This window comes from Halocatena pleomorpha, assembly GCF_003862495.1.
Taxonomy (GTDB): Archaea; Halobacteriota; Halobacteria; order Halobacteriales; family Haloarculaceae; genus Halocatena; species Halocatena pleomorpha.
On record NZ_RRCH01000031.1, the window covers coordinates 74,675 to 91,840 of the forward strand.

Consider the following 17,166-nt stretch of genomic DNA (forward strand, 5'->3'; position numbering starts at 1 on the left):
CTCAGAACGGCAGCCACAAACCCTATTCGACCACAAACGTCACGCGCAACTGTGCTCCGGACGCGAGCGCGTCGACCAGCTCCCGGTCCATTTCCGCTGCAGCTGTGTCTGCACCCACCATCACGGTGCGGTCATCGACGTACTCGCTCGTCCGGAGCACCATACTCCGATCGCTCTCGAACGTGAGATCGGGGTGGCCGTGGCCGGTTACCGTCTGTTCGTACTCGCCAGCGGCGAACGTCGCGGTGATGGTCGCTGTCGGCTTTCGACACGCCGTCACGAACGCCGCACTGAAATCGGCCGGCACCCGGTCAGCCTCAACCGCTACGATACAGTCGCCGGCCGGCGTGAGCCAATCATCGCTCGTCACTTCGAGCGTGCTCGCGTGTTCGGCCGTTACGTGTTCGTGACCCTGCGCACGAACGCGCTCCGAACCGAGATCTGATTCAGGGGTCGCGTCTCGATTGCTCATCATCACCACAGCGCATCTCGATCACCTTCATCCGTTCGTTCCCCCCTCCCCCGAAGACGTTCGAATAGTTTATATGTCATCGTTAAACCGTGCTAGCCGTTACCGGGCTTGAGACAGCCGCGTACAGGGGTTTTACCGGTTTTTGCTGGAGAAAGGTTTAAGTAGATCGTATCTGTATTGGTTAATACCAGAACGCCGCTAGCGGTTCGAGGGGCATCGTTTGGCGACTAGAATGAAACGGAACACTGCTTATTCGACGGTTGTTACCCACGCTCGGCCTCTGCTATCGCTAGCGGCGGTAATGGATAGCACTCAAACCAATCATGGCACAGTCAATCGATAAATCCAAGAACGTAGACCTTACAGACGACGAACTCGAAAACAAATCCAAAGGAGAGTTGATCAAACGTGCAGGTCAACTCCGAGACCGACGTAACGAGCTTAATCAGAAAGCTTCGGAGCGTGCATCCAAGCGGGACGAGCTGAACGCCAAGACCCGTGAAAAAGTCGATGAAGCCCAGCACCACCGCGAGAAACGCGACGAACTGAACTCGGACGTTCAAGAGCACAAACAGAAACGAAACGATCTGAACGCAAAGGCGAACGAGCTGTTCTCGAAGGTCGATCAGACCAAATCCGAACTCGATCTCGACGACGGAGAGAGCTTAGAGCAACTCGAAGAGGAGATCGAACAGCTCGAATTCCGTCAGCAGACGGAAGTACTCTCTTCGGAGGACGAACGGGAACTCATCGAGAAGATCGAGTCCAAACGCGACCAGTACCAAGAGCGGAAGGAAAAACTCGATCAGGGTGGCGACATCGAGGAGCTCCGCGAGGAGGCAAAGGAGATCCGTTCGGAAGCGAGCACCCATCACCAGAAAGTGACCGAGCTGGCTGACAAGGCCCAAGAGCATCACAACCAGATGATCGCGGCCTACCGGGAAGCCGACGACATCCGTGATGAGGCCGACGAAGCCCACGAACGCTTTGTGGAGGCCCAAGAATCCGCAGACCGCCACCACGAGGATTTCGTTCGGGTACAAAAGCGCCTGCGCGAACTCGACAAGGAAGAAGAACAAGAGCGTCGGGACGAGCGCGCACAGAAACGCGAGGAAGCGCGCGCGGAAGCCGAAGACATCTACCAGAAGTTCAAGGAAGGCGAAACCCTCGATACCGAGGATCTGATGAAACTCCAGAAATCCGGCCTGTTATAACGCCGATCCGACGCGTCGTGATCGTTTAGAGACGTTGGCTATCGACTCGCACGTTCGTAGTCCGGGAGCCGCAGCGATCGGCTGCTCCCCGTTACGAACGGCAGTTCGACAACCGAGGCGGCACAGTCAGCAGGAGTGTCGACGGTCAGTTCCGTCGTGTCGACCGTGAAATCGATGTACGCGAGCGCGATCGGGTCGTCTCTCAACGGGCTTTGGGCCGCCCGCGTCACCTCACCAACGACAGTGTCCCCAGCACGGACCGACGCGCCCGACGGGGGAACCCCTTCAGGAGCCAGCCCGACGAGTCGTCGGGAGGGCTGGCCGTGGTTTTCGACGCGCGCGACGACTTCCTGACCGACGTAACAGCCTTTCTCGGAATCGATCGCAGCGTGAACGCCGGCAACATTCGGAATGACGCCCGCAAGCTCGGTACCGAACAGCGGCGTGCCGGCTTCGAGCGTGAGTGTGTTCCACGTCGTGTAGCCGAAGGGAGCGGCGTTCAGGCCGTGGTTGACGAGCGTATCGAACGCTCGCTCGGCGTCCGCCGCCTCGCAGATGATCTCGTACCCTTCTTCGCCGGTCAGTCCGTCGCCTGCGATGACGGTGACACCGATATCACCCATCGTTCCCCGCACGAAGGAAAGCGGTCGCTCAGGGACGCTGGGACCGGTCAACACCGAAGCGACCTTTTCAGTCGCTTTCGGACCGTGGACACCGAACACAACGAGATCCGCAGCGAGACGGATCTCCACGTCGTCGATGAACACCTTCGACTGCCACTCCTCGACGAGCGGCTGTGCCCGATCGAACGGGAGGAACAACAGCAGCCGATCGTTCGCGTTGTACACGTACAGCTCCGTCTCGATCGCGCCTTGGGGATCGAGCACCAGCGCGTAACATCCGACGCCATCGTCGCGTGGCACGCTGTTCGAAATGACGTTATCGACGTAGCTAATCCGGTCGGCGCCGGTGATCTCGATGATTCCATACCCGCGTTCGATGACGCCGACGACGTTTCGAACCGCGCGGTGGCTGCGGTCCGGACGACCGTACCCCGCGACGACGCGGGCACCGTTGTGTTCGGTGAACGTCGCGCCGTGGTCTGCGTGGACCGACTCAAGAACAGTCATGCTGCAAGATCGATTCCGAACCCAAATGAACGGCCCGATCGAACGCGACGCTCAGAGCCAGCCACGGAGGCTGTCGGGCAGGCGTTCTCGTAGATGATCAAGTGGTGATTGGGTGTGGTCAGTCTCCTGTTCGTCCGGGATCACGCGATCGACGGGCGTGATCACGAGCTGATCGTCAGTGCGTTCAGCTGCAATGAGTCCATCGTCTTTGAGTGACGAAAGCGCCGTTTCGAGAACGTCGATCTCGACATCGACCCGGGAACGAAGTTCGAGGACGGTCATGCCGTCGTCCGATCGCTCAACGAGGGTGTCGAGGACAGCGACTTCCGTTTCGTTGCGGGTACGAAACTCCCGCTTCGCTCGCATGCGTACACGTATTACCGGGTTGCTATTAACAGTAGTGTAGGCGATCGATATCCCCCCTTCCTTACTAGTCATATTCTCGATCGACTTCCGATAGAAAGAGAAGGATCAGCGCCTCTATGTATCCAACTCCGTATCGAGGGGGAGCCTTTATGGATAAAGCGTGACAAAAACCACCAATGGGGCTCAAATGTTCGTTTCTTGGTCATCAGTTCGAGGAGCCCAGACTCGTTAACGAGCGTGAAGAGCGGGGTGACGACGTTATCGATGTCAAGCGGCGAGTGATGGTCTGCTCTATCTGTGGAGAGCGCCGAGTGCTCGCAGAACGCAAAGAGATAACGAAACAGACAATTGATGAGAGAGAACACGAGAACACCGAGACACTCGACGACGCGTCCGAAACGATCGACGACTCTGATCTGGAAGCCACCGAGTCGGACCAGGAACAAACAGACGATCCCGCAGGGATCGATGACACAGACGCAGAATCGTCTGGATTTGCCGGCGTTGATATCGTCGACAGCGACTCGACCGAACCGACTGAAGCACCCACAGAAGAACACCGCGACGACGGCGTAATTCTCTCCGAGGATGATACGATATCTCGATCGCCATCGAACTGGTCGACTGAATCAGACGACCATCTCGGAGAGTCGTGGCATCCCGCAACGAAGACCCATCCCCACCAGCGGGAAGAACGAGAACTACCGGATGTCATCACCGCTGCGGCGGACGACGGGGAAATCCTCGCGTCGGCGTCCACTGGAGCGACAGAACGTGATACTGCCAGCCGAATGTCGACAGAGGCGACCACAGACGAGTCCACGACAGACACGGAACAGAATTCCTCAGAGTTTAATGAAGAAGTGATATTTTGTTCGACATGTGAGTTTTCGGTCCTCGCGGCGAATTCACCGTTTCGATCCGGAGATATCTGTCCACAGTGCCACGACGCGTATCTCACAGACCGTGCGTCGAGTTGTCACCGTTCCAGGGAGTGAACGGAACGCCTAAACCCATTCTCGTTAACGTCAATCCATGCGCGAGTATAAGATGCGCCGGGGAGAGCATCTTGAAGATCGTATCCCGGATATGAAAGCTACAGTAGAGGAATATTTCGGCCCCATCACTGGGACTGAAATGTATAAAAACAGCGAGCTGTACGTCATTGGGGAGCCGGACAACCCGGTGTTCGACCGCATCATTGCCGGACGGCTCGAATTCAGCAGCAAGAAAGACAAGCTCGTAGTCGAGTTCGAAGAGCGTCCGACCGAAGAGCTCATCGAGGAAGGGAACATCGACGCGGCCCAAGACGCTGTCGCCACGAAAAACGAGTTTCTGCTCGAAGCCACTGGTCGGGACGCTAAGAGCCGCCGTGAGTCGATGAAACGAGCGGTCGAAGACAGCGACGAACCGGATCTTTCCTGACACATCCCCGAAACCGAAGAGGCATCTGGTTCACGCGATCGGATCGAATTGTACAAAAGAGAGAACGGGCATCTTCGCTGAACGTCAGTGGCCCAGCTTTTTCCGACTGATACCGACGCCACTCGGCGCGATGATGAGTTGATCGTCGTCCTTTTGGACGATATCACCGCCAACCTCGTTTGCGACCTGTTTGAGTTCATCAGTGATGTGCTCCATCGCCCGATCTTTCGTGGAGTGACGCGTGAGGTCAGCGATAACGATATCACCGTCGTAGATGGCGTCTTTGATGACGATCACGTCTTGTTTGCTACTCAGTTTAGCGACGTGGATGCGCGTATCGGCGTTCATCACCTCTGTTTCGAAATCGTCGAAATCGATTTCGACGTAATCGTCCGTCGTGGGCTGATGACTATGGCCCCCTCCTTCGCTCAACAGTTTATCCATGAACCCCATAAAACGTGGAGTGCTCGGTGAGCGTATAGTTCTTACGCTGGATGCCAGTTGACGGAGGCGTGCGTCAGCACGAATCAAACGTGTATGTATCCCGCATGGTCTCTGCGAGGAGACCGTCTGGTTCGAGAACGATCTGAACGACGACACAGGGCAGTTCGCGAGGATCCAAGCAGAAGATGGCGTACGGTGGTTCGCTCGCGGTAATTGGTTCAAGGAGCGGATCAAGCGGTTTGATCCCATCGCGGAATTCACTAAACAGTTCTCGCTCACCAGTTTGTTCCGCGAAGGTGTAAAGCACGCCATTGACATCTCCATCGGTTCCTCGTGTGAGCCGTGAGTTCATCGGATCGCCAGCAGTAACGGTTTCGCGCCAACACGCTCGCGCGGCCTCGAAGATGTTGGTCGCGTCGCTGGCGAACGAGATCGTCGTTTCGGTTTCGATCGTCACCGAACCGAATCGGGGTTGGTCATTCGACCAGTCGATCGTTGCGTCGACCGTGTTTCCGGGTTCGATCGCGTCGATCGTGCTGGCTTGTTCTTCGGAGTAGCCCTGTTTGCTGACGTACACCGGGTCAGCGGTCGTCGTATCAAGTAGCAGAAACTCCTCGGCGGAGCGAGGGCTGCAAAGCACGCGGTAAGTCCCATCGGACATCACCGCGTGTACGCCGTGGCTGTTCGTGTGTCTGTCGACTGAACGTCACACGACGCCGAGCGAGACAAGCACGATACCCACGAGCACCACCACGATGAGAAGCGTGAATCCACCAGCGACGAGGAGGTGTGAGCTAGCCGCTTGGCGGTGTTCTTCGACGATTTCCCGTGGAACGAGTTGGTAGACTGCGTGGCGGCCAAGAAGTCCGATCACCACGTCGTCAGTCCACCCCACGATGGGCACGAGATCTGAGAACAGATCGACCGGCGACAGCACGTACGCTGCCGTGAGCACGACAACGACGAGGACACGCTTTTGATTCGGCGTTCGTCGGTCGAGAGCCACACGCACCAGCGTGTACGCCTCTGTGAGTGCCGTCACTGTTGACCGTCTCATTGGGTGTGGTAGGGTGTCGGAGCGTTTATACGATCTGTTCGATCAGGCGATCGTATGCCACTGAGACGACCCAGCGATCAGGATCAGTGCCCGCGATCTTCACTCAAAGGGTTGCTCTCGGTCCCGGTCCGGAACGTCCATTTCCGTCTCACCACTGACGGGAGACCCTTCGTGGAGGTCCGCTTCGATCTCTTCAAGGGAACGCCCCATCGTCTCGGGGACCTTGAAGTAGATGAACACGAACGCGAGGATACAGAACACACCAAGAATCCAGAACGACCAACTCTCACCGATCTGCTCCATCAACGAGAGGAAGGTTAACCCGACAAGGAAGTTCGCTCCCCAGTTGAAGACGCTGGCGACGCCCTCGGCAGTGCCACGGATCTGGAGCGGGTAGATCTCTGAGATCAGCAGCCAGAACACTGGCCCGAGGCTGATCGCGTAGAAGGCGACATAGAGGAGCATGCTCCCGAGTGTCACGTAGCCGACAACGCCCGACAGTCCCGGCAGGAAGAAGCCAAGGCCGAGAATGGCAAGCATGACAGTCATCCCGCCGGTGCCAACGAGTAACAGCGGACGCCGGCCGACGCGGTCAACCAACATGATGGCGATGATCGTCATTCCAACGTTGACGATGCCGACACCGATGGTTCCGGCGATCGAGGCGATGTCACCAAAACCGATGTTGTTGAGGATCGTTGGCGCGTAGTAGATGATCGTATTGATGCCGCTGAACTGCTGGATGATTGCCAGACCGACGCCGACAACGAGCGCGGGGCGAACCCATGGCTTTAGTAGATCTGAGAGACCGCCTTGCTCTTCGATCTCACTGACCTCACGGATCCGCTCGATCTCATCGTCGACCTCGTCTTTGGCACGGATACGAGAGAGGACGGATCGAGCGGTGTCCTCTTCTCCGTGTTCGACGAGCCAGCGCGGACTCTCGGGGACGAAATACACTCCGAGTCCGAGAATGGCCGCCGGGAGCGCACCGAAGACGAACATCCAGCGCCACCCGATCACGCCGAGGAACTCGGGAGCGAAAGCGTAGTTGACGAGATACGCCATCAGGATGCCGATCGTGATCATCAACTGCTGGAGGAATCCGAGCGAGCCCCGGATGTCCGGTGGAGCCGTCTCGGAGATCATCAACGGTCCGACAACCGACGCGATGCCGACGGCAACGCCCTCGATGATCCGCCACGCGATCAGCCACTCGACAGTCGGCGCTAAGGCCATCCCGAACGAGCCGATGAAAAACACTGCTGCGCCCGCGATCGTCAGCCGCCGCCGGCCGAACCGGTCAGCCAATTGCCCCCCGGTTGCCGCACCGATCATCGCTCCCACGAGGACGCTGCTGGTGACCACGCCTTCGAGGAACGGCGACAGCGCGAACGACTGATTGATGTACAATAACGCCCCAGAGATGACGCCAACGTCGAACCCAAACAGCAACCCGTTGAGTGCGGCGATGGCAGCGATGACGTAGACGAAGTTGCTGTGGTCCTTATCAGCGTTGAACAGCGTGCTCGCTACGCTCATCGTTCACCCACGGAGTGGGTGTTCGTGCTTGATTTCCTGTACAATCGGTTTTGATCGGCCCGCACCACATCACGACGTGTGAACGGTGGACTCGATCTCATCACTCAAATGGGTATCCCTCACCGAGTAAATTATTATCGATACGGACAGACCGCTGAACCACCACGATATCCTCACCCGTGTACCGGTAGCTCGTTGTACCACCGAGGTTGGGCGCGGCCAGTTTGGAACCAGCAAGAGCAGGCTGGTTCACGGGGGACGTTTACCGTCTCGGAACAAAGCGGTAGTATGCGTGTCGTGACGCTGCTTCCCTCTGCGACGGAGATCGTTTACGCGCTCGGGATCGAACCAGTGGCCGTCTCTCATGAGTGTGATCACCCGCCTGCGGCGCGATCGAAACCGGTCGTCAACCACGCCCGCATCGATGCGACGAAGAGCGCCGAGATCGACCGGCAGGTGGTACAGGCCGAGCGCAACGGAGGCGTGTACGAGATCGATCTCGATGTGCTCGCAGCTGCTGAGCCGGATCTCATCGTCACACAGGGATTGTGTGACGTGTGTGCCGTTGATCAGGTGCTCGTGGCGGACGCCGTCAGTGAGTTAGGCCTGGACTGTGAGATCCTCACCACGGACCCACACAGCCTCGGGGACATCCGATCGGACATCGAGCGCATCGGCAGGGCAGTGGGACGCTCCGACCGCGCTGGGGAGGTGATCGAAGCGTTCGACAGCCGGATCGATTCGGTTCGAGAAGCGGTCCCAGAGACCGACAGGCAACCCAGTGTCGTGGTACTCGACTGGCTCGATCCCGTCATGACAGCGGGGCACTGGGTGCCTGAGATGGTGTCGATCGCCGGGGGGCGAACGCCCGTCGATAACGAAGCGTCGGTCCCACGGGAATGGGATGAAATCCGCGCCGTCGATCCCGACGTGCTCGTCGTTGCTCCTTGTGGATTCGATCTCGAACAGACGGAACAAAACCGACGGGATCTCACCGAGCGCGAGGGATGGGACGAACTGACTGCCGTTGCTTCGAATCGGGTGTACGCCATCGACGGCCACGAGTACATGAACCGTCCGGGGGTCCGCATGGCTGAATCGCTCGAACAGCTCGCTGGCGTGATCCATCCGGAGCAGTTCGAAGAGCCATCGAAGGAGGCTGTACGATCGTTCGAACGACTCACTGACCAGTGATCGACGATCACTGATAATCGTTCGAATCGCCTATTTCATAGGTGTGCGTCGATAACACGGCTCGACAGGGTGGAGACTATTTTACGGATCGCATTTCGGACACGGCCAACAGGGATCATCGAGGGGGTTGGTGAAACGATCGATGACGTTCGTAGTATTGAGCTCGATAACGCGTTCTATGTGGAAGACGGCACCTGGATCGAGTCGCTAACGATCGGGTCTGATTCACAGTTCGATATCGAAGCCGTCGTCGACCGCCTCTCGGGCGTTCGTCTCTTTCACCACAGAGTCGTCCCGACAGGACCGACATCAGCGGGCATAGAGCGCGTTACGATCGTTGCTAACGAGTCGTACCCATTCATTTTAGGATTGATACTCCGACAGAAAGCAATTCCGAACCGGATTACGTACCGGGACAAGCAGTTTCGGGTTGTTGCGACTGTCCGCGATTGGGAACAGTTCCGATCTATGGCAGACGATATTGATCACAAGCTGGGGAAGTTCGATCTACAGCAAGTAACGGAGATAGAAAACGTTGGGGAACCCCTCGACAGCGGGCGTCTCTCGGAAACGCTGGTAACGAAACTGACCACAGAGCAGATTGAGATCCTCGAAACGGCGTACAATATGGGGTATTTCGAAGTGCCACGACAAGCAGATGGAACGAAGGTCGCTGATCAGTTGGGCATCAGCCAGTCGAATTTTAGTGAGCGGCTCAGAACAGCTGAGAATCGGCTGTTCGAGCTGCTGTTCGGTGCTAACGCGTATCACTCGGAATACACTGAGTGACGGTACAGTGATTCCTTTTGACATCCTCCTCCGGCTTTAGCCGGAGGACTCCCGAGCGTTGGGATATTAGGGTTTGCAGACTCCCTGCTCTCTCGTGTTGAACGACCCGCTTTCGCGGTCGAACAGGAAGACTCTGGGCTGTGCCAACCAGCCGTTACTCATATCCCCCGTCGGGGGACTCTGAGTTATCTTTCGCCGGATATTCACTGCACCGTTTACGTCTGCGTTCATCGTCGTCTCGCACGAGTCACAGACGTACAGACCCCGCTCCACGCGATTCGTGTCACGAATCTGCCCGCAACACGAACACGTCTTTGACGTGTTCCGTTCGTCCACACGGTCAACGAGGATACCGTGTTCCTCGGCCTTGTATTCGAGGAGTCGGGTGAATCGGTCGAACTCCCAGCCGTGGAGTTTCTTGTTCCCTGACTGGCCCCAGTTCCGCGAGTCACCGTGCTCATCCGCGCGGATATCGCTGAGGTCGCCAACCGCTATCGTCTTCACACCTTCTTCGACGCACCGCTCTACAATGTGCTTGCTGAGAGTATGGAGGAAGTGATCTTTGCGCCGGGAGCGTTTCTGTCGAGCCTTCAATGCACGCTTCGACGGCCCGTTCTCACCTTCGGTCTGATACTCCTCGCGGGTGAAGTAGTGTTTGTCCTCTTTCAGCACGTTCCCTGGATACAGTTCGCTCGTGCCACCTTCGTAGTCAATAGCGAGGTAGTTGCTGATGCCGAGGTCGATACCCGCTGTGTTGTCGCCCGGCGCGTCCTCGACGGGAATTTTTTTCTTGCAGACGAGGTGGAGTTCCCACTCGTCGCCGTTCCAGACACCACGTACCTGCTGGATGTTTTCGACTTCTACGTCAGGACGGGTGTCGTACTCTACGAGGATGAAGTCAGACCGGCTCTCTTTCAGGTTGAAGCCTTTCGAGAGACGGAGTTGACAGTGCTTGTCGTCGTGTTTGATATCCTTCTGCTTCCACGTAACGGTGGAGCGCGGGTGGTCGTCGCCACGTTTCCGGTAGCCCGGTGGGTTATTGCCGTCGTCGGAGTTGTACCATGCGTTGAACGCTTCAGCAAGTTCTTCAAGAACTCGCTGTGCTCAAAAATCGAAGATTTTTGGCATCTCAAAAACGCATCGCGTTTTTGACAGAGCTTGACTGAGAATGGATGTCACTGTAGCGTTCGTGGTCTTTCAACGCCGATTTCAGTTCGGCTTCGTCGGGTATCTCACCGTCTTCGTCCCACCGTTCTTGTATGTAGTAGCGGCCGACGTTCCACAGTTTCGAAACGGAGAACCCACACTGGTCAAGATCGTCACGAACCTGACTGTGGTTCGTGATTCGTGCGACGTAGGTGCGAGTTGTCTCCAGCATCGTTTGCGATACATAACCAGTTATGAAAGGGTATCTATTGAAACCAACGATCGAGAAGGGAGACTATCCAGCTGGCGTGTCGTCGGTGAGGTGTCGGTCGGAGTGTCGGATTCATCCCGCGCATAAAGACGCGAGGATTCTCCTTGCTCTTTATAAAGAACGATGATCATCACGCTCGTTCGGGATAAGATGCTTTGTGTCATCCCCGATAGAGGGCATGTCCCATGACAATCAAGGACACATCGGGGGACGTATCGACGCCGCACGACTCGATACGTCGCCTCTCTCGACGCCAGTATCTCCGTGCTTCGCTTCTGGCAGGGGTGAGCGCGGTGGCTGGCTGTAATCGTGCTACAAGCAACATACAGCCCCGCGCACCAAGTGGGGTTCGTGAGAGCGTTCCAACGAAGTACTGGCACGACTGGTCGACGATCGACGCCGACACACCGCCACTCGACTACACCGCACGCGTGGGTGCACCGTTGGATCCGGTGACGGTGGAGTATTCGAGCGAGGACGACCCGTGGATGCGCGAACACGGTTTATTGTTCGAGCGAGCGCTCGACAGTCTCGGGGTTCCATCGAAGCTGATCGATCGACCGTTGAACCAGCTGTACGCTCAAAGTTGGGACACAGCAGGACTCGAAAACGTGATTTCGATGAGTTCACACGGACCAGATCCCCAGCGCGGACTCGATCCGAACCCGTTTTTGATGCGACTCCACAAGGACAACCCCTCGAACTACACCAACTACTGGCACCCGACGATCAACGAACTGTTGAACACGCAGCGTCGACTCACTGGCGAACCGGAGCGCCGCGAGAAGTTGGTCGGCCGCATTCAACGGCTGTTTGCCGCGGATGTCGGTGACATCATCACCCTCTTTCCGAACGTGATCACCGCGGCAAACACCGAAAAGTGGGACGGCTACGTTCCGACGCCGGGCAACGGGTACACCGGTGACGCGTTCCAATGGACGGAGGTAAATCTTCAGCCGAAAACGGACGACACCGCCTATGTGAAGGGGATAACGACATCGATGAACTCGCTCAACCTCCCGTGGGCAGCGGGGGGAGACGAAGAGCTGCGACTGAAGTTCATTTACGACAGTTTGTTCGATGCGTCACCGAATCTCGATATCATTCCGGCACTCGGAACCGACGCCGAAATCACCGGTGACAAAACAATCGAGGTGAAACTCCGGGACGGGGTTACTTGGCACGACGGTACGCCGTTCACGGCAGAGGACGTAAAATTCTCGACAGAATACTACATCGAAAAGAATTCGACGAGCCAAGCGACATTCTACAAACCGATCGAGAGCGTCGACGTGCTGTCGTCCCATCGGGTGCGGTTTAACCTGAAGTGGCCCGACGCGTCGTTTACCACCCAACGACTGGTTCGGAGTGCGATCATCCCGAAACACCAGTGGGAAGATATCGACTCGCCTGCACAGCACAACCCAACCGAGCCGATCGGAACGGGACCGTTCAAATTCGTACGGTGGAATCAAGGGACGCGCTTCGAACTCGAACGCAACGACGAGCACTGGATGTTCGACGACGACTGGCGTGCCACCGCACTCGGAAAGCACGCGACCCGAGGACCGGGGATCGAGCGCGTCATCTGGATCAACGTCGGTAACATCGATGCCATGCTCGGGGCACTCACACAGAGCCAACTCGACGCTGTCGGGTCGACGCTCTCGAACGCACAAGCTGACCGTGTGGCAGCTAGTGACGCCATTAGCAAGCTCTCGACAGAGAACTTCGCGCCCGTCGCTGTCAAGCTCATGCATTCGTGTCCGTTGATTCGTGACAAGGAGTTCCGGATCGCGCTGTCGATGGCCGTAGACAACCGTTCGTTCGTCGAAGACGTCCTCCGCGGGGAAGCCACGTCTTCGGCGGGCGAAAACTACATCTCGGAGCTGGTATCACCGTGGCACACACCCGAGACGCGTCAGTACCGCTACGACCCGACGGAAGCTCGACGGATCCTCGAACGAGCCGGCTACCTGTGGGGAGACAACGGTACGCTTCATTTCCCAAACAAAGATGGATGGGCAGCGTTTCTCGAACGGATTCAAAACGGGAACACGCACAAACGACGGACGGAACTCGGACAGCCGGATTTCTCTAAACAAGCACAGACCACGGAGGACCGATCATGAGCGATTTCAGACGATTCATTGCGAAACGGCTCACCGTATCGGCACTGTTGACGCTCGTTTCGGTCACGATCATTTTCTTCGTGCTACGGCTTCTGCCGGGGAGTCCGTTCGAGACGCTCATCACGACGGGCAACCTCAGCCCCGAACAAGCCGAAGAGGTGTTCGCCCTCTATGGACTCGATAAGCCGCTCTGGCAGCAGTATCTGGTCTATCTCAAGAATCTCCTGACGTTTCAGTTCGGGTATTCGATACTCCAGAGCCGACCAGTATGGGCAATCCTCGGCCCGAAGCTGGCGAACACGCTCATCTTGCTCGTTCCCGCGCTCGTGACGACGGCCGTCGTGAGCACGGCGGTCGGGATGTACGCCGGGTGGAATCGGGGATCGACTGCTGAAACGACGAGCATTGCGGTGACAACGTTTCTGCGATCGACACCGGTGTTCATCACCGCGATCTTCCTCCTAATCGCGTTCTCCTACACGCTCGGATGGGTGCCAGCGTTCGGCATGCGACGCGTGACAGCGACGCCGAACGGGCTTTTAGACACGTATCTCTCGATCGATTTCCTTCACCATTATCTGCTCCCGTTTACCGTGACAGTGCTGTATTACAGCGGTGATTTCCTCTTGTTGGCCCGCAACGGCGTCGTCGAAAAGAAGGGTTCTGAATTTCTGAAACTCCACCGAGCGAAAGGACTGACCGAAAACGAACAACTCGTTCGGGCCGGTCGCAACTCTCTGTTGCCGGTGGTGACGTACTTCGCACTCCGACTTGGAATGATCTTCCAAGGGCTGATCCTTCTCGAAGTCGTGTTCGGCTGGGACGGCATCGGTCGGGCGCTCGTGTTGGCCATTGAACAGCAAGATTATCCGCTCGTTCAGGCAGCAGTGTTCATCATGGCGTTGGCAGTCATCGTCATGAACCTCGTGTCAGACGTGTTGTGTGCGTATCTCGATCCGACGGTAACTGCGAACGGAGGTGCCGCCTGATGAGCACCGGCTCGATTTCGCTCAGAGAACGGATCACTAGTCGTACTGAACACATCTGGTCACATCTCCGATTTCTCGCCGGGGATCGGCTGGCCTGTGCCGGACTAATCACCCTCGGTGTGTTCGTCTTCCTCGGCGTAACCGGTCCGACGATCGCACCGTACCATCCGATCGAGGACTACGTTCGAACTGCCCAAGGTGACATCGTGCGGCTGTCTGCCCCGAGTATGGATACCCCACTCGGAACGACCGAGTACGGAAAAGACGTGCTCAGTCAGTTTCTGGCTGGCGCACAGCCGACGCTCATTGTTGGCCTGTTGGGTGGTGTCGGAACCGGAGCCCTCGGATTTCTCGTCGGACTCGTGAGCGGCTACTTCGGCGGGTGGGTGGATGAGCTACTCATGCGGCTGACTGATCTCACGTTCTCGCTGCCGTTCATGCCGATGGCGCTGTTGTTGCTCACGTTCATCACCCCGAACGTCTGGCTCATCACAGCTATCATCATCTCGTTTCTCTGGAAAATGCCCGCTCGCGTCGTCCGATCAGAAGTGCTATCGACGCGCGAGCGGACGTTCGTGAAATCGGCCCGAGCGAGTGGGGCCAGCCACCTCCGGACCATGTTCCTCCACATCGCACCGAACGTATTGCCCATCGGCTTTCTGTACACAGCCTACGGCGTCGCGTGGGCGATCGCTGCTCAGGCGAGTCTCGCGTTCTTGGGATTCGGCGATCCGACTACGACCAGTTGGGGACGAATGCTTCGGATGGTGTTCGAATCGGGGACGATCCGAATCGCGTGGTGGTGGGTGTTGCCACCGGCAATCGCCATCGCTGCTGTGACCACCTCGGTCTTCTTCATCGGCCGAGCGTACGAAGAAATGATCAATCCAGAAATACAAAACCAATGACATCGGAACAGCCATTACTCGAAGTCGACGATTTACACGTCAGGTACAGTACGAACGGTGGAGACGTTTACGCCGTAAACGGCGTCTCGTTCAGCATCGATACGGGCATTAATTACGGACTTGCAGGTGAGAGTGGCTCAGGAAAATCGACGGTCGCGGAGGCGATTCTCGGATTGTTGCCGGAGAACGGCGCGATCGATCGGGGCGAAATCCGATTCAAGGGGGAGAACCTCCTCGAACTGTCTGCAGCCGAGCGTCGTGATGTGCTCTGGGAAAAAATCGCATACATCCCCCAGAGTGCAATGGATTCGCTCGATCCCGTCATGACGACTGGCGATCAAATACGACAGGCGATCGAGAAACACCGCAACGTCTCAGAAACGAACGCCCGAGAACGGGTCCGTGAACTGTTCGACATGGTCGGTCTCGATCCCGACCGGACCGAGGAGTATCCACACGAGTTCTCCGGTGGAATGCGCCAGCGCGTGACGATCGCAATGGCGCTAGCGCTCGAACCAGACCTCATCATCGCTGATGAACCGACGACGGGGTTAGATGCCATCATTCAGGACAAAATCCTCGATACGATGCTCGACATCCAAGCGCAGATCGACAGCTCTCTTCTGTTGATCACCCACGAGATCGGCGTCATCGCGGAGACGTGTGCGGAACTGTCCCTACTCTATGGCGGGAAAGTGATGGAACAAGGAAGCGTCGATAACGTGTTGATCAACCCGACGAATCCCTACACGATGGGACTCAAAAACTCCTTTCCGGAAATTGAAGGGGGTGACAGTCCGGTTTCCATACCGGGGTCGCCACCGAACCTCAGCCGAGCACCGTCGGCGTGTGCGTTCACGGAGCGGTGCCCGTTTTCCACCGAAGAATGCGAACAGTCCCATCCCGATCTGATGGAACTTCCCAACCGAAATCACCGGTCCGCCTGTCATCACGTCGAACAAGCAGCACAGATGCGGCGCGACGCGACGGAACCTGAAACGTGGGGTGTTGCTGTCGAAGCGGAAAACGAACCCGAGACAGGGGATGTCATCCTCGAAGCCGATAATCTGCGGACGTGGTACGAACAGAGTCAGTCGCTGGTGAGCAAACTCCGTGGAAAAGACCCGACCTACGTCCGTGCAGTCGATGGGGTATCGCTGTCGGTCCGTCGATCGGAGATCCTCGGTATCGCCGGAGAGAGCGGCTGTGGAAAGTCGACGCTCGGAGAAACAATGGCGCTGCTCACGACGCCGACCGACGGGGAACTCGTTTTCGATGGGGTACCGTACGAACAGTATCGAGACGGAAATATGAAGGAGTTCCGCCGGAAGCTCCAGATCATCTTTCAGGATCCGTTCGATTCGTTGAATCCGCGCCAACCCGTCCGTAAACTCGTCGGAGAGCCGCTCACGATACATGACTACCGAACAGATGAACGGACGGCAGCGATCACAGAGACGCTCGAAACAGTTGGCCTCCCAACAACTACGTCGTTTCTCGATCAGCATCCACACGAGCTATCGGGCGGTCAGCGCCAGCGCGTCGCCATCGCCAGAGCACTCGTCCTCGATCCAGACTTTCTCATCTGCGATGAGCCGGCCTCGATGCTGGATGTCTCGCTCAAGGTCAACCTCTTGAATCTGCTTCGGCGGCTGGCTGATACGGAAGATATCGGCATCATCTATATTTCTCACGATCTCGCAAGCTTAGCCGAGGTGTCCGACCGCCTTGCCATCATGTATTTGGGACGGATCGTCGAGCAGGGAGCGGTCGACAGTGTGATACAACAGTCAAAGCATCCCTACACGAATTCGCTGCTATCAGCCGCACCGGAGAAAGATCCCTCCGTCGAGCGTCAACGGGTGCTATTAGAAGGGAAGCCGCCGACGCCTGTGGATCTCCCCGATGGGTGTGTGTTCGCACCTCGGTGTCCAAAAGCCACTACCGAGTGTCACAGTGCGGAGCCGGCCGCCGACGCGGCTGGCGACGAGAACCATCTGGCAGCGTGTTACTTCCCCGATAGCGAGCACGACCCGATCAGTGCCGAGGACTCATCAACCGGCACGGAAAGCGTGAGCGACTGATCG

General features: G+C 57.3%; 16 protein-coding genes and 1 pseudogene. 9 read left to right on the forward strand and 8 right to left on the reverse strand.

Going from position 1 to position 17,166, the window contains the following annotated elements; translation table 11 throughout:
• Positions 1-22 precede the first annotated feature (22 nt).
• Complete coding sequence (locus EIK79_RS14540; RefSeq protein ID WP_124955943.1) at positions 23-472, reverse strand: DUF371 domain-containing protein; 450 nt, start codon at positions 470-472, stop codon at positions 23-25.
• A gap of 323 nt (positions 473-795) precedes the next feature.
• Here EIK79_RS14540 and EIK79_RS14545 point away from each other — a divergent pair, with 323 nt between their 5' ends.
• On the forward strand, positions 796-1,686 hold the full coding sequence (locus tag EIK79_RS14545) for a coiled-coil protein (protein WP_124955945.1): 891 nt from the start codon (positions 796-798) through the stop codon (positions 1,684-1,686).
• Positions 1,687-1,724: 38 nt separating this feature from the next.
• On the opposite strand, the gene ygfZ is transcribed toward EIK79_RS14545, so the two are convergent.
• Positions 1,725-2,816 carry a CAF17-like 4Fe-4S cluster assembly/insertion protein YgfZ gene (gene ygfZ, locus EIK79_RS14550; protein ID WP_124955947.1) on the reverse strand — a complete coding sequence of 364 codons (1,092 nt, stop codon included), beginning with the start codon at positions 2,814-2,816 and terminating at the stop codon, positions 1,725-1,727.
• 51 nt (positions 2,817-2,867) lie between these two features.
• Positions 2,868-3,182, reverse strand: a complete 315-nt coding sequence (locus tag EIK79_RS14555) for a DUF6432 family protein (RefSeq protein ID WP_124955949.1) — start codon at positions 3,180-3,182, stop codon at positions 2,868-2,870.
• A 176-nt stretch (positions 3,183-3,358) separates the two neighbouring features.
• On the opposite strand from EIK79_RS14555, the gene EIK79_RS14560 reads away from it, so the two are divergent.
• Positions 3,359-4,180 (forward strand): DUF7093 family protein, encoded by an 822-nt coding sequence (locus EIK79_RS14560; RefSeq protein WP_124955951.1) that lies wholly within the window; start codon positions 3,359-3,361, stop codon positions 4,178-4,180.
• Positions 4,181-4,217: 37 nt separating this feature from the next.
• Positions 4,218-4,607 carry a DUF5611 family protein gene (locus EIK79_RS14565; RefSeq protein WP_124955953.1) on the forward strand — a complete coding sequence of 130 codons (390 nt, stop codon included), beginning with the start codon at positions 4,218-4,220 and terminating at the stop codon, positions 4,605-4,607.
• Positions 4,608-4,691: 84 nt separating this feature from the next.
• On the opposite strand, the gene EIK79_RS14570 is transcribed toward EIK79_RS14565, so the two are convergent.
• From EIK79_RS14570 to EIK79_RS14585, 4 genes are all read right to left on the reverse strand, one after another.
• A complete protein-coding gene (locus EIK79_RS14570; protein WP_124955955.1) occupies positions 4,692-5,060 on the reverse strand; it encodes a cell division protein SepF in 369 nt (122 codons plus the stop codon).
• Between the two features lie 64 nt (positions 5,061-5,124).
• On the reverse strand, positions 5,125-5,712 hold the full coding sequence (locus tag EIK79_RS14575) for a DUF6663 family protein (protein WP_124955957.1): 588 nt from the start codon (positions 5,710-5,712) through the stop codon (positions 5,125-5,127).
• 45 nt (positions 5,713-5,757) lie between these two features.
• Positions 5,758-6,108 (reverse strand): YkvA family protein, encoded by a 351-nt coding sequence (locus EIK79_RS14580; RefSeq protein WP_124955959.1) that lies wholly within the window; start codon positions 6,106-6,108, stop codon positions 5,758-5,760.
• A 99-nt stretch (positions 6,109-6,207) separates the two neighbouring features.
• Complete coding sequence (locus tag EIK79_RS14585; RefSeq protein WP_124955961.1) at positions 6,208-7,650, reverse strand: sugar porter family MFS transporter; 1,443 nt, start codon at positions 7,648-7,650, stop codon at positions 6,208-6,210.
• A gap of 288 nt (positions 7,651-7,938) precedes the next feature.
• On the opposite strand from EIK79_RS14585, the gene EIK79_RS14590 reads away from it, so the two are divergent.
• Entirely contained in the window at positions 7,939-8,844 is a 906-nt protein-coding gene (locus EIK79_RS14590; RefSeq protein ID WP_124955964.1) for a cobalamin-binding protein, read from the forward strand.
• Positions 8,845-8,922: 78 nt separating this feature from the next.
• On the forward strand, positions 8,923-9,633 hold the full coding sequence (locus EIK79_RS14595; protein ID WP_394337787.1) for a helix-turn-helix domain-containing protein: 711 nt from the start codon (positions 8,923-8,925) through the stop codon (positions 9,631-9,633).
• Between the two features lie 66 nt (positions 9,634-9,699).
• Here EIK79_RS14595 and EIK79_RS14600 read toward each other — a convergent pair.
• Positions 9,700-11,011, reverse strand: a pseudogene (locus tag EIK79_RS14600) (RNA-guided endonuclease InsQ/TnpB family protein).
• A gap of 224 nt (positions 11,012-11,235) precedes the next feature.
• Between EIK79_RS14600 and EIK79_RS14605 the strand changes: the two are divergent.
• From EIK79_RS14605 to EIK79_RS14620, 4 genes are read left to right on the forward strand one after another with little or no spacing between them, the layout of a single operon-like run.
• Positions 11,236-13,182 carry an ABC transporter substrate-binding protein gene (locus EIK79_RS14605; protein WP_124955966.1) on the forward strand — a complete coding sequence of 649 codons (1,947 nt, stop codon included), beginning with the start codon at positions 11,236-11,238 and terminating at the stop codon, positions 13,180-13,182.
• Complete coding sequence (locus EIK79_RS14610) at positions 13,179-14,171, forward strand: ABC transporter permease (RefSeq protein WP_124955968.1); 993 nt, start codon at positions 13,179-13,181, stop codon at positions 14,169-14,171. The genes EIK79_RS14605 and EIK79_RS14610 overlap by 4 nt, the downstream gene beginning before the upstream one ends.
• Positions 14,171-15,079, forward strand: coding sequence for an ABC transporter permease (locus tag EIK79_RS14615; protein ID WP_124955970.1), 909 nt, complete (start codon positions 14,171-14,173; stop codon positions 15,077-15,079). The genes EIK79_RS14610 and EIK79_RS14615 overlap by 1 nt, the downstream gene beginning before the upstream one ends.
• Positions 15,076-17,163 (forward strand): dipeptide ABC transporter ATP-binding protein, encoded by a 2,088-nt coding sequence (locus tag EIK79_RS14620; protein WP_124955972.1) that lies wholly within the window; start codon positions 15,076-15,078, stop codon positions 17,161-17,163. Before EIK79_RS14615 ends, EIK79_RS14620 begins: the two co-directional genes overlap by 4 nt.
• The last annotated feature ends 3 nt before the right edge of the window (positions 17,164-17,166 follow it).

Coding starts and splice junctions, on each gene's coding strand:
- EIK79_RS14540 (WP_124955943.1), bottom strand. CDS start 472: ATGAGCAATCGAGACGCGACCCCTGAATCAGATCTCGGTTCGGAGCGC.
- EIK79_RS14545 (WP_124955945.1), top strand. CDS start 796: ATGGCACAGTCAATCGATAAATCCAAGAACGTAGACCTTACAGACGAC.
- ygfZ (WP_124955947.1), bottom strand. CDS start 2,816: ATGACTGTTCTTGAGTCGGTCCACGCAGACCACGGCGCGACGTTCACC.
- EIK79_RS14555 (WP_124955949.1), bottom strand. CDS start 3,182: ATGCGAGCGAAGCGGGAGTTTCGTACCCGCAACGAAACGGAAGTCGCT.
- EIK79_RS14560 (WP_124955951.1), top strand. CDS start 3,359: ATGGGGCTCAAATGTTCGTTTCTTGGTCATCAGTTCGAGGAGCCCAGA.
- EIK79_RS14565 (WP_124955953.1), top strand. CDS start 4,218: ATGCGCGAGTATAAGATGCGCCGGGGAGAGCATCTTGAAGATCGTATC.
- EIK79_RS14570 (WP_124955955.1), bottom strand. CDS start 5,060: ATGGGGTTCATGGATAAACTGTTGAGCGAAGGAGGGGGCCATAGTCAT.
- EIK79_RS14575 (WP_124955957.1), bottom strand. CDS start 5,712: ATGTCCGATGGGACTTACCGCGTGCTTTGCAGCCCTCGCTCCGCCGAG.
- EIK79_RS14580 (WP_124955959.1), bottom strand. CDS start 6,108: ATGAGACGGTCAACAGTGACGGCACTCACAGAGGCGTACACGCTGGTG.
- EIK79_RS14585 (WP_124955961.1), bottom strand. CDS start 7,650: ATGAGCGTAGCGAGCACGCTGTTCAACGCTGATAAGGACCACAGCAAC.
- EIK79_RS14590 (WP_124955964.1), top strand. CDS start 7,939: ATGCGTGTCGTGACGCTGCTTCCCTCTGCGACGGAGATCGTTTACGCG.
- EIK79_RS14605 (WP_124955966.1), top strand. CDS start 11,236: ATGACAATCAAGGACACATCGGGGGACGTATCGACGCCGCACGACTCG.
- EIK79_RS14610 (WP_124955968.1), top strand. CDS start 13,179: ATGAGCGATTTCAGACGATTCATTGCGAAACGGCTCACCGTATCGGCA.
- EIK79_RS14615 (WP_124955970.1), top strand. CDS start 14,171: ATGAGCACCGGCTCGATTTCGCTCAGAGAACGGATCACTAGTCGTACT.
- EIK79_RS14620 (WP_124955972.1), top strand. CDS start 15,076: ATGACATCGGAACAGCCATTACTCGAAGTCGACGATTTACACGTCAGG.